Source organism: Syntrophales bacterium (genome assembly GCA_023229765.1).
Taxonomy (GTDB): domain Bacteria; phylum Desulfobacterota; class Syntrophia; order Syntrophales; family UBA5619; genus DYTH01.
Genome location: JALNYO010000001.1, coordinates 97,199 through 109,622, shown reverse-complemented (window position 1 = coordinate 109,622; position 12,424 = coordinate 97,199). Strand labels below are relative to the sequence as shown.

Annotated in this window: 12 protein-coding genes; 5 read left to right on the top strand and 7 right to left on the bottom strand. The window is 51.4% G+C overall.

Annotation, left to right across the window (positions count from 1 at the left end; genetic code table 11):
* Positions 1–2,085, top strand: coding sequence for an elongation factor G (gene fusA / locus M0P74_00480; protein ID MCK9362070.1), 2,085 nt, complete (start codon positions 1–3; stop codon positions 2,083–2,085).
* Positions 2,072–2,572 (top strand): MogA/MoaB family molybdenum cofactor biosynthesis protein, encoded by a 501-nt coding sequence (locus tag M0P74_00475; protein MCK9362069.1) that lies wholly within the window; start codon positions 2,072–2,074, stop codon positions 2,570–2,572. Before fusA ends, M0P74_00475 begins: the two co-directional genes overlap by 14 nt.
* A 6-nt stretch (positions 2,573–2,578) precedes the next feature.
* Here the strand turns inward: M0P74_00475 and M0P74_00470 are convergent, their stop codons facing one another.
* The 7 genes from M0P74_00470 to M0P74_00440 form a co-directional block, all read right to left on the bottom strand.
* Complete coding sequence (locus tag M0P74_00470; protein ID MCK9362068.1) at positions 2,579–3,475, bottom strand: radical SAM protein; 897 nt, start codon at positions 3,473–3,475, stop codon at positions 2,579–2,581.
* 64 nt (positions 3,476–3,539) lie between these two features.
* The gene (locus M0P74_00465) at positions 3,540–4,310 is read right to left on the bottom strand and encodes a UDP-2,3-diacylglucosamine diphosphatase (GenBank protein ID MCK9362067.1); all 771 of its coding nucleotides are present in this window, start codon (positions 4,308–4,310) and stop codon (positions 3,540–3,542) included.
* Positions 4,311–4,633: 323 nt separating this feature from the next.
* Positions 4,634–5,659: a VacJ family lipoprotein gene (locus M0P74_00460; GenBank protein MCK9362066.1), complete on the bottom strand. Its 1,026-nt coding sequence runs from the start codon at positions 5,657–5,659 to the stop codon at positions 4,634–4,636.
* Positions 5,660–5,724: 65 nt separating this feature from the next.
* A complete protein-coding gene (locus tag M0P74_00455; protein MCK9362065.1) occupies positions 5,725–6,321 on the bottom strand; it encodes an ABC transporter substrate-binding protein in 597 nt (198 codons plus the stop codon).
* A 30-nt stretch (positions 6,322–6,351) separates the two neighbouring features.
* A complete protein-coding gene (locus tag M0P74_00450) occupies positions 6,352–6,807 on the bottom strand; it encodes an MlaD family protein (GenBank protein MCK9362064.1) in 456 nt (151 codons plus the stop codon).
* Between the two features lie 4 nt (positions 6,808–6,811).
* Positions 6,812–8,047, bottom strand: coding sequence for an ATP-binding cassette domain-containing protein (locus M0P74_00445; protein ID MCK9362063.1), 1,236 nt, complete (start codon positions 8,045–8,047; stop codon positions 6,812–6,814).
* Positions 8,048–8,051: 4 nt separating this feature from the next.
* Positions 8,052–8,906: an ABC transporter permease gene (locus M0P74_00440; protein ID MCK9362062.1), complete on the bottom strand. Its 855-nt coding sequence runs from the start codon at positions 8,904–8,906 to the stop codon at positions 8,052–8,054.
* Positions 8,907–9,822: 916 nt separating this feature from the next.
* Between M0P74_00440 and M0P74_00435 the strand changes: the two genes are divergently transcribed.
* The 3 genes from M0P74_00435 (at position 9,823) to nrfD (ending at position 12,422) form a co-directional block, all read left to right on the top strand.
* Positions 9,823–10,056 carry a hypothetical protein gene (locus tag M0P74_00435; protein MCK9362061.1) on the top strand — a complete coding sequence of 78 codons (234 nt, stop codon included), beginning with the start codon at positions 9,823–9,825 and terminating at the stop codon, positions 10,054–10,056.
* A 144-nt stretch (positions 10,057–10,200) separates the two neighbouring features.
* Positions 10,201–11,082 carry a 4Fe-4S dicluster domain-containing protein gene (locus tag M0P74_00430; GenBank protein MCK9362060.1) on the top strand — a complete coding sequence of 294 codons (882 nt, stop codon included), beginning with the start codon at positions 10,201–10,203 and terminating at the stop codon, positions 11,080–11,082.
* Positions 11,079–12,422 carry a polysulfide reductase NrfD gene (gene nrfD / locus M0P74_00425; GenBank protein ID MCK9362059.1) on the top strand — a complete coding sequence of 448 codons (1,344 nt, stop codon included), beginning with the start codon at positions 11,079–11,081 and terminating at the stop codon, positions 12,420–12,422. The genes M0P74_00430 and nrfD overlap by 4 nt, the downstream gene beginning before the upstream one ends.
* Positions 12,423–12,424: the final 2 nt, after the last annotated feature.

The following is a 12,424-nucleotide window of genomic DNA, read 5'->3' as shown; positions in this document are numbered from 1 at the left end:
ATGTCAAAATACGAATCAAAATCTATAAGAAACATGACCATCGTCGGCCATGGCGGAACAGGCAAAACAACATTATGCGAGTCATTCCTTTACCTGTCCGGGAAAACCGACCGACCCGGCCGTGTTGATGACGGATCATCCGTTATGGATTATGAACCGGAAGAACAGAAAAAGCATGTCTCCATCAACTCCGCAACCAACAGTATCGACTGGAACAAAAGCCGGATAAACATCATTGACACGCCGGGTGATTCCAATTTCGCCTTCGACACGAAAAGCTGCCTCCGGGTGGCAGACGGGGCGGTGGTGCTTATTGATGCCGTGGGCGGCGTCGAATTTCAGACGGAAAAGGTGTGGGAATATGCAAACGAGTTTCACCTTCCCCGAGTAGTCTTCGTCAACCGTCTGGATCGGGAACGGTCTGATTTCTTCAAGGCGGTTGAAAGCGTCAAAAACCGTCTCGGCGCCAAGATCACGATCTGCGCGCTGCCGATCGGCAAAGAAGACTCCTTTACCGGTGTGGTTGACCTGACGATAATGAAGGCACTGCAGTACGACGAGCAGAAAAAGGGAGTAAAGGCAGTCGATATCCCTGCCGATATGGCCGACACAGTGCAGAAGTACCGGGAAATACTCACTGAAGACATCGCCGAGACCGACGACAGCCTCATGAACAAATATCTGGAAAGCGGAGAACTGAGCCCCGAGGACATGGAAGAGGGTCTCAAAAAAGGAATCCTGAAAGGCTCGCTGATCCCTGTTTACTGCGGTTCGGCGCTGAAGCATATCGGCATCCACCCCTTCCTCGATGCAATCGTCCATTATTTCCCCTCTCCCGTCGATCGGGGCAACATTTACGGCACAAAACCGGGAAGCGAAGAGCAGGAAGTCCGTGCGCCAGAAGAAAGCGCCCCTTTCTCGGCCTTCGTTTTCAAGACGATTGCCGACCCCTTTGCCGGCCGCCTTACCCTCTTTCGCGTCTATTCCGGGACCCTCAGCGCCGATCAGGGGCTCTATAATGTTTCCCGCAATCTGACGGAAAGGATCAGCAACATCTTCTTTCTGGAGGGAAAAACCCAGAAGCCGGCCGAAAGCCTGGTCCCGGGAGACATCGCCGCAGTTGCGAAATTGAAGGAAACGGCAACGGGGGACACGCTGTGCGCTGAAAAAGCGCCGATTGTTTATCCCCGCATGATCCCGCCTGTCCCGATTATCTCTTTTGCAGTAGAGGCAAAATCACGCGGCGACGAAGACAAGCTCAGCACCTCGATAAACCGTCTGATCGACGAGGATATGACTTTATCATTCAACAGAAACGATCAGACCAACGAGATGATCCTCTCCGGCATGGGGCAGATCCATATCGAGGTCGCCGTCGAGAAGATGAAGCGCAAATTCGGTCTCGAGGTCACCCTGAAGACGCCCAAAGTTCCTTACCGGGAAACCATCAAGGGCAAGACAAGGATACAGGGCCGTTACAAAAAGCAGTCCGGCGGTCGCGGCCAGTTCGGCGACACCTGGTTGGAGATCGAACCTCTGCCCCGGGGGGCGGGTTTTGAGTTTGCCGACAAGATCTTCGGCGGCGTGGTGCCCCAGCAGTACCGTCCCGCTGTGGAAAAGGGGATCGTGGAGGCGATGGAAGAGGGCATCCTCGCCGGCTACCCGGTAGTTGACCTCCGGGTGGCGCTGGTGGACGGGTCGTATCACACGGTTGACTCCTCGGAAATGGCCTTTAAGATTGCGGGCTCGCTCGGTTTCAAGAAGGGGGTGCTCGATTGCCAGCCGATTCTCCTGGAACCCATCGTCAATATTGTAATCGAGATTCCCGATGAATACATGGGCGACGTGATCGGCGATCTGAACTCGCGGCGCGGCAAGGTGCTCGGGATGGATTCCCTCGGCCATAACCAGATCATCAAGGGGCAGGCGCCGCTGGCGGAGATTCTCCGCTACGCCCCCGATCTCCGCTCAATGACAAGCGGCCGCGGCAACTTCACCTATACCCATTCACACTACGAGGAGGTTCCCTCGTTCATAGCCGAAAAGATCATTGCGGAAGCTAAGAAAAACGATGCCCGAGATTAGATACCGCGCCGCGGTGGTAACGGTCAGCGACCGGGGCTCCCGCGGTGAAAGAGAAGACGCAAGCGGCCCGGAGATTGCCCGCATCCTCGAGTCAATCGGGATAGAAATAGTCGTCCGGCGGATAATCCCCGACGAAAAGGAGATTATCCGCCGGACGCTTGTGGAGTTCTGCGCAGGCAATAAAATCGATCTGCTCCTGACGACCGGCGGCACCGGCGTCAGTCCCCGGGACGTAACCCCCGATGCCACCCGCGAAGTTATCGAACGGGAGATCCCCGGCATGGCGGAAGAGATGCGCCGGCAAAGCGGTCTTGTCACCCCCCACGCAATGATTTCGCGCGCCATCGCCGGCATCCTCAACCAGACGCTGATCATCAACCTTCCCGGCAGCCCGCGCGGCGCCCGCGAAAATCTCAACGTCGTACTGCCGGCCCTGAATCATGCGATTGAAAAGATTCAAGGCGACACCCGCGACTGCGCGACGTGAGTGTTGTTACAGCGCCCGCATCCACTCGGGCTTCAGGCCGATCTCGCCGCGCAGAGCCGCATCGATCAGCGCCAGGGCCTGTTTTTTGCCTTCGGGAAGCCGGGCCTTCACGGGCAGGTAATTCGAGGCATGGTTGGAGAAAAAATATCCGTTCGTCAAGTTGGTATGGGCAATCATTTCGCGCAATTCCCGCAACATTCCGGCCTCATCGGGGAGCGTGAAGGTTCCGCGCTGAAAATCCTCGTACAGGGGCGTTCCGGGTGTAAGCATCAATGTCAGGGCCCCGACATAATCTGGATCAATGGCGCTCAAAAGCTCGCCTGTGGCCCGCGCATGGCGCAGTGAGAGGCGAGCGCCGCCGATCCCGAGCAGAACGGTAACCGAAAGCAGGATGCCCGCCTCCTTCACCCGTTGCCCCATCTCTATGCACTGGGCGGCGGTTGAGCCTTTATCGATGGCCGACCTGATTTCGTCGTCGCCCGTTTCAACGCCGTAATAGAGGATGCCGAGTTTCAACTGCCGCAGTTCTTTCAGCTCTTCGACAGATTTCCGTTTGATTCCCTTGGTGTTTGCATAGGCGCCGACCCGTTTCACCCAGGGCAGATCCATCGCGATCTTCTCCAGGATTCCCAGCAGCTTTTTCTGGGGGATGATCAGGGCGTCGCCGTCCATCAGAAAGAGCCGCTCCTGGCCCTGCATGTACCGGGCAGCATAGCGGATATCGCTTTGGATGATCTTGTCGTCCTTGATCGCGAAGCATTTGTCGCCATAGGAGCCGCAAAAGGTGCAGCGATTGTGGGAACACCCCAGCGTGACTTGCAGCAGGATGCTGTCGGCCTCGCTGGGCGGCCGAATGCAATACCCCTCGTAGTGCATGCCCTCTTCTTTGGAAACTAAAGCCATTCTTCTTCCCCTTTGCGACAGACGCAAATAACGACGTAATCAAAAAAACTTTGTTGTAAACCCATCATTCTTCCCGCCGGTCGAAACGCTCCAGGGAAAAACGGCCGTCCTCGCAGATCAGGTATGTGGAAAGCGTTATCCAGTCGCCAAGGGTTGCAAAAATTCGTTGCTTTCCGTTTTCTTTTTCCTGCCCCAATGTCTCGGCATGGGAGTGACCAATAATAACGGCGTCGAATCCCTCCCTGAATCTTTCTTCGGCAAAAAGGCGCATTTTTCCGACTATCTGTTCCTGGGCGCTGACTGTAATTCCCCGACTCAGGCCGGAGCTTAACCTTGCGATGGCAAAGAGCAGCGACAGCGGGACTATTTGCTGCAGGCGATAGGTGAAGGCACTGCGGAAAAATCCCCGCAAGGCGAGATATCGGCGGTTTTCCCGATCGACGGTATCGCCATGAGCAACAAAGACCCGCAGACCGTCGATTGCAAGTTCCAGGGCATCGGGATAAACCTCAATGTCGAGTCTTCTGGCAAAAAAATCAGCGAGAAAAAAATCGTGGTTGCCCTCGCAGATGCAGATTCTTACCCCTTCTTCCTTCAACCGTTTAATGCTTGTCACAATCGGCTGGAATTCCTGATAAATGCGGCCCTTGCGCTCGAACCAGAAGTCAAAAAAATCACCAGCAATAACAATTATATCAACATTATTGCCGTTTGCGCGTTCCGCCCCAGGCGACGCTCCCCGCCCATGCAAACCATCGAAAAAATGCAGGCATTTTTTATATCCTTCATCCGCGGCGCTCTTCAGATGCGCGTCGGCCAAAAAAATCGCCTTCATTGGTTTCCACCCGGCCAGGCAGGATTTACAGAAGCTTTTTTCAGGTAAAAATATTCCTCCATGGTTTGCTTCCCTATCAGATTCGCGACCTCTGTTCAAGGCGGCAGATTATTATTTTGTCATTAACCGAACCATTCCTTCCGAAGGGCGGAGGCTGCCCTTCGGAAGGCGGGCCCCCTGAGCATTTGCAATACTGAAATTCATTGACAAGCCTCCCCTTATTGGATACTCAGCGCGGGCGGCCGCGAAAAAGTCATTGCGCAAAAATCACGTTCAGGGAGAAATTCATTGCTCGGCACTTATCTGAATAATGTCAATTTCAGCTAACGCTCGGGCTCTCCGCCGCTTGCAGGGGCGTAGAATCCATCTCGGCGCTTCACCTTGTTGAAACGGTACTGGACATAGGCGTCGCGCACCGCCACATAAGGATCGATAGCCGCCTGCTTGAGCGTCTCGTAATCGCCGATGCTGAAAGAGGTGTCATTAATCCTGTCATAAGCGCCCACTCCTGCCGACTCGTACCACTGATCGAGATAGGAAAAGGGATTGAGAAATCCGTCCCCGGCCATCCCAATCGTGTCGCGGGGGCTCGAGGGTCCGAATATGGGCCAATGGATGTAAAAACCGTGTCCGATTCCATATAACCCCAGCGTCTGCCCAAAATCCTCGCCGTGTTTCGCCAGATTTATCCCCTTGTCGGAAGCGGGATCAAACATGCCCCCAAATCCAACCAGGGTGTTCAGGGCAAAGCGGCCGACCTCGCTTGCGGCTCCCGTAAGGTTCGCCTGCAGCAGACAATTTACAAAACGCGCCGGAAAGGCCGCATTCGAGAAAAAGTTTTTGACAACCACCCGGACATCCTCGTGAACCACCTTTTTGTAAGCCTGGGCTACCGGTTTGAGCACCCAGAAGTAAAGCTTGTCGTTGAACTGAAACATCGCCCGGTTAAAAGGTTCGAGCGGATCGGCAATGGTTAATCTTTCGCCGTTTTCCCCTTGGCCGTTCTTTTCGGAATTATCTGTATTCTGATAATCACCCGGCTTGCGCAACTCCTCCGGCTCCTGATAGTCCCCCTCAAGCTCCGCATCGGCGCTGCTGGAATTACTTGGGAAACCGCCTCCGACACTGTTTGAAGAAACGGTCTCAGCGCTCTCTCGTTTTTGCGCCGACAGAACCGCTGCTCCGGTTGATTCCTGAAAGGGGGCCTCTGAATTGGCGGCAGGAGTCGGCGATTGCTCTATCTTTGGTTGAGCAGGCGATTGGTTTGGATAAGCAGTGGGCACTGGGCTGTGGGCACAGCCGATGGCGAGAAAAACAAGCAGTAATAGAGGAAATGCAGTTATTTTCATAAGCTTAATGATCCTCTGAAGACATTGGAATTTATAGTATAAATAAAAATTACGTTCTTCTTCTGCTATTTTTCCTTAATCTTTTTTCTGAGAATTTCCAGAAGCTGGTCGGTCGTGTTTTTGGCGAGAATCTCGTTGAACTGGGTTCGATAGTTCTGCACCAGACTTACATTCTCGACAATCACGTCATAAACCTTCCAGACGCCGTTTTTCTGGATCATCATATAGTTAACGGGGATTTCTTTGGAGGCGGTAACAACCCTTGATTGAATCTCGGCAATATTTGCGGAGAGCATCGTCTCCCGGTCGAAAAGAACCTTTTCGTCATTATAGGAGACAATTTTATCGCCATAGGCCCGCTCCAGCACCTGCCGGAAAAGCTTTACAAATTCCTGACGCTGGGGGACGCTGAGATTATTCCAGTTTCTTGCCAGCGCCCTTTTGGAAAGTTCAACATCATCGAACATCGTTGCGTAAATAGGCAATATTTTGTCACTCTTTATATCTTTGGCAAACTCCGCTTTTCTCGCTGGATCCTTTAAAACATTGAGTACATCGGTTACATCCTTCCGGAGCTTTTCCAACGGCGCCCCGGCATACGCCGCAAATGAAAAAAACAGGATGACAATTATGCCAAACAATATCAAAGCAAATCTTTTCATCGCCTTCTCTCCCTTATCTGCCTATTATCGCTATTTTTTCTTGACATCGCCAAAGGCGTACTTCCCGATCAAATCGGCGATATCCAATGGCGGATGCGTTTCAATGATCACCCCGCCGCTCTTGAGCAGCTCCCCTGAACCTCCCGGATCGATACTCAAATAACTGTCGCCGATAAGACCCTCTGTTTTGATTGAGGCAATCGCATCGTCATATACCTGTATCTCTTTATTAATCTGAATCTTTACAATCGCCTTCTGATTTTTCTGATCGATGGAAAGATCCTCCGTCTGGCCGACCTTGAGCCCCAGCATATAGACAGGGCTGCCTTTTCTCAACCCGGTAACGGATGCAAAACGGGCCGAAAGGGGATATGTCTCATCGGCAAAAAATGATACATGTCCAAGAGTTACTGTCATATAGGCGATCATGATCAAGCCCAGAACAATAAAAATGCCGACCGTCGTTTCCATTGTGTATTTCTTCATAAAACTACCTCCTCGCATCACAGTGAAGACGCGTTGTTTCTTTTTGTTGAGACCGGGCAGACGCTATAACGGTTTCTATCTCATCAGCAGGGAATCCCTCCGCTATGCCTGTAAGCAGCGCAAAATTCCCGCCCTTGCCGTCATGTTCATGTCCGGCGCCGCTTACACCCCCCCGCCCGCCCGTTTTTACCTTCAGGGAGTCAACAAAATCACGGGCAAGGTCTTCCGCCTCCGCTATATTGGAATAGGGAAGAACCGTAACAAATTCGTCCGTTTTAAGACGGGTGGAAAAACCTCCCGCGGCGGTGAAGTATTCAGCTACACAGTGTTCGATCCCCTTCAGAACCTCCTCATGAGATTCTTTCCCGCCAGTCGAATCATCTTCCCTCAACGTATGCACAAGAACGGCGTATATGTCCCCTTCCCCGGTTCGCTTCATCCGCGCATGATTCTGCATCTTGAACTGCCTTTTTGAATACATGCCCGTCAGTTCATGTTGAAGCCCCTCCAGGCTTCGAATAACCTCCGTCTGGAAGGGATGGTCGAAATCCTCAAACTCCTCGGGGGAACCCTGAAAGACGATCTTCTTTTGATAAAGGGCAAGAATGCGGTTGGAGATAAAATAGACATCCGGAATCTCGTGGCTGACAAGGATCGCGGTAAAGCCAAATTTTCTCTGATACTGGGCGATCATGCTCAAAATGGCGTTTTTCCGCACCGGGTCCTGGCCGGTTGTAGGTTCATCAAAAAGAACGACCTTCGGATCTGTCACCAGAACCCTCGCCAAGGCGGCGCGCTTCTGCATCCCCCCGGAAAGCTCGGAAGGATAACGTTGAGCAGCTTCCGTAAGCTCCGTCTGCTCTATTCGGACCGAGACCTTTTTGTCTATTTCGGCCTTTGTCATATTCGTTGTTTCCCGGAGGGGAAGGGCGATGTTTTCGTAAACAGTCATTGAATCAAAAAGGGCGTTCCCCTGAAACATATAGCTTACCTGGGAAAGGGTCTTCTTCAGTTCACCCTTGCTCATCTCGTTGAGGGGTTTGCCCTCAAACAAGATAATGCCGCTATCGGGCTTGAGCAACCCAATTATATGTTTCAGCAAGACGCTTTTCCCCGAGCCACTGAGTCCGATGATTGTTGTTACCTCGCCTTCGTAAATCTGGAAATTGACGTCTTCCAGAACGGCCAGCGAACCGAATCTCTTGGTTATATTCCTGAATTCTATGAAAGGGGCAGCCATTATCCTAACCAGCCATCAGAATGGAGGTAACTACATAATCGGAAACCAGGATCAAGACGCAGGACAGAACGACCGCCGCCGTAGTGGAAAGGCCAACAGCCTTGGCGCCATGACCATCAGTGCGCATGTGGGCGAAATAGCCCTGGTAACAGCTTACCGTGGAGACGATGATGGCAAAGACGATCGCCTTTATGAATCCGTCGGCAACATCGCCAATATCCGTATTGGACTGAATTCGATAAATATAAGAAGCTGAATTTGCTCCCATCAGCAGAACCCCGGAGATATAGCCGCCAAAGATTCCGACTACATCAAATATCGCGGTAAGGAGGGGAAAGCTGATAATGGCGGCGGCGATGCGGGGGCTGACCAGAAAGCGCAGCGGATCGATCCGCATGGTATAAAGGGCGTCAATTTGTTCGGAAATACGTTGAATCCCTATTTCCGCGGTGATGGCCGAACCGGCCCGGGCGGTTATCATGATCGCCGTAAGCACCGGCCCCAATTCCCTGATCAGCGTCAGCGAAACCAGGGTGCCCAGCGCCCCCTCGGCGCCAAATTGAACAAGCGCGTGGTAGGACTGAAGTCCCAGCACCATCCCGGTAAAAAGGCTGACAAGGGCGATAATGCCAAAGGATCTTGCGCCTATATAGTAAATCTGATGGAGGATTTTGCTCAGTTGCTTCGGGCGGAAAATGCCGGTAAAAGCCAAAAAGAGAAAGATTCCCGATGCGCCCAGACTATTCACCAGGTGAATTGCCTTCCTGCCAAGCGCGGTAAAAGGGGACGTCAGCAGTTTAACGATCGCCGGACGGTCATCGTAATTATCAGGCGTTAGAATGTCTTCTCTATTCAGCATAACTTGCAATCCATCATTGGCAATCTGTTTTTAAATACATGTACAGAGCCGATTTAATAAAAGGTTTGCCTAAAGTAACACCCCAATATTCCCTGCCAATCATTTTGCCGGGTGGCAATTTCACCCTTATTTTGTGCCCTGCTTTGGGCTTTGAGGCTAATATCAAAAATCCGTCGCCGATTTCGCCTGGCGGTATATTATCAGTCGCGCAGGAAATGTCAATCGTAAATGACATCTGTAATTTGCAGATGGCTCTAAACGACCGGCAGTTCCCGTTCCTTCCGGCTGGCAATATGAAAAAAATAGCCGTATGATGTTGATGTTAATAATTATTATAACAGCTTATTATACCGCTGGGATCGCACCATCAGCCAGAAAGCTTGGAGAGATTGAACATCTCTGCCCGGTGCGCCTGAGAAGCGAGTGTTAATATATTTAACACATTTTTACGGTAACGCAGCAGCTGGCCCCCTCCAGAAACTACGGCTTCTTCTTACCAACCACACGACATAAAACAACATTTTATTTTGATACAATAAATTATTTATTTAATACATTGATATTTAAGGGAAATTAATAATATTTATAATTACCCTGTTATCCCTGATGCTTACAAATACTGTTAATATTTTATACATGGGCATGTAAATATAATTAACAGTATCTGGCATGTCTCTTCCCCGGCGTTCTTCTACCAGTAGTTATGCATTAATATAAGTTGCTGTTTAGACATTATAATTTAATTATTATCAGAAGTTTATATTTTCTGGCATGAATGTTGTTTAACAGAAAGCAAAGGGTAAAAGTAACGGTGAATAGAGATTGAGCAAAGCCTAAAAGGGTCGAACGGAAAATTCAATAGCGGCGGACGCACATTGACACTCAAAAATGAGAAATCATAGAAAAGGAGGACACCATGAGTACAGCAGTCATCATCATTCTTTTAGCGTTAGGTTTAATCATGCCCCTGTTTTGGATTATAGGCGCCATGACGTCTGTAGGATATGTTGCGATATCCAGGGGGATGGACATCTTAACGAGGACCAGGGAAAGGAACGGCGAGGTTAATGCCGTGGCTTTCAAAGGGCAGCTCGGCGTAACAATGGCCGACGGCGGCGCTGCAATTGAGAAAGAGAAAGAGAAAAAATAAAATGTGTTCATTTACAGGATGCCGCCTGTCGGATTCGACAAGAAAAGGAGAGGCAGACGGCGGAAAAGGCGAGGAAAGAATCTTGAAGCGTTCCGGCATAAACGGGGCGACAGAAAAAATTGAGAAGAAAAGGAGCTAGTGATTATGGGAATCGACAGGAGGACTTTTCTAAAAGGCGTGGGTGCGGGCATCGGCGTAAGCGCGGCCGGCACATTGTTGCCGGTAAAGGCGGAGGCAAGCGCCCCGGTATCGGATAAAGAATTTGTAGGAGTGCTCGTCGATACGACGCGCTGCGTAGGTTGCAGGAGCTGTGAAAAGGCGTGCGCCGAGGCGCATGGCCTGCAAGTTCCCAATATCGACGATTCTTCCGTTTTCGACAAAAGAAGGACCACCAATGCGCACCAGCTTGAGGCAGTAAACCATTTTCAAACAGATAAAGGAGAGGTTTTTGTCAAGAAGCAGTGCATGCACTGCAACCAGCCCGCCTGCGTTTCGGCATGTCCCGTCAAGGCGATGGAAAAGCATGATGAAGGCGCCGTCACCTGGAATGACAACTGTATCGGCTGCCGTTACTGCATGACGTCCTGCCCCTTCGACATTCCGAAATTTGAACATTCGGCCTTCCCGGAACTGCACAAATGCGACATGTGCTACAGCCGGACGCAGAAAGGTCTGGAGCCTGCCTGCGTGGAAGCGTGCCCCGCCTACGCACTTACCTTCGGCACGAGAAGAGAGATGATCGACGAAGCCAACCGACGCATTTACGGCGACGAAAAGAATTACTACCACCACATCTACGGCGAAAACGAGGCCGGCGGCACCGGTTATATGTACATCTCGTCGGTGCCTTTCGAGCAGATCGGATTCAGAAACGACATTGGAACAACAGCTTATCCCGAATATACAAAAGGCTTCCTGTACAGTGTGCCTGTCATACTTCTTTTGTGGCCCGCCTTTATGAGCGCGATAGCTACGATAACTAAACGCAAGGCAAAAGTAAAAGTTGAAGAGGGAGGGATGAGATGAACAGCTTAGCGACTAACCGGGAAACAAAGAGCTTCAAGGAACTTCTGACTTTTTTGAAGGGTGAATTCAAACCGAAAGGGAAGGTTCTCACCCCGTTTAATATCATTTCCGGCGCCATAATTTTTGCCGGCATCATTTTGGTTATTTACCGGCTCGCGATGGGGCTAGGCTCGGTAGTGCATGAAGTCCCTGAATACCCTTGGGGAATCTGGATCGGGTTCATCGTGATGGTCGGGGTTGCCTTCGCCGGAGGGGCGTATGTAAGCGCCTTTGTCGTTTACGTGCTGGGAGGCGAAAAGTATCACGCCATAGTCAGGCTGGCTGTTCTGAATGGGTTTCTGGCGTATATGTTCTACGCTGGGGCAATTCTGCTCGATTGCGGACGCTGGTGGCAAATCTATAATCCGATCATTGGCAACAAGTTCGGCGTCAATTCCGTCCTGTTTCTGATCGCCTGGCATTTCCTGCTCTACATGATCGCGCAGTTCTTTGAGCTGGCTCCGGCTTTCGCTGAATGGCTGGGGTTGAGAAAGATGCGCAAGTTCTTCATGTCGGTAAGCCTCGGCGCAGTCATCTTCGGGGTTACGCTCTCCACGCTGCATCAGTCCGGCTTAGGCGCGCTGTTTCTGATGGCCAAATGGAAGGTCCATCCTTTGTGGTACAATGAATTCATCCCACTGCTGTTTTTTGTATCGAGTATTTACGCCGGGCTTTCCGTAGTCATCTTCATCGGCAATTTGAGCTTCCGCGTCTTCGGCAAGGATCGGGTTGACGAGGAGTATCGCGAATCATGGAAAAATATCGAGATCGACCTGGGCAAGGCCTGCGCGGTCGGCATGTTCGTTTACTTTTTCCTGCAGGTGATTCTGCTGGTTCACGGCCAGCACTGGAATCTTCTGAATACCGGAATGGGCTACTGGTATCTGACGGAAATGTTCGGCTTCCTGCTTCTCCCGATTGCCCTGTTCACCTGGGGCGTAAAAAAGGTCAACCGAACGCCTATCCGGGTTGCCGCCTACATTACCATGGCGGGGGTGATCTTCAACCGGATCGACTATTCGATACTTGCCTTCAAATGGTACCTGCCTTTTAGTGAACGGTATATCCCGACCTGGATGGAGGTAACCATTACCGCGTCGATCGTCCTTTTGATGGTCTGGGTTTTCCGATGGCTCGTAAATCGGCTGCCGATATTGAAGCACTCCCCGCAATGGGCGGTGGAACAGGATAGGGAAATGGAAGCTGAAGCCAATGCTCCCGCGCTTGCCCCGGGCCTGGGTGTCACGATGGCCGACGGCGGTGTGCTGCTTGAACAAGACAAAAACACTAAACGTTCCTGATA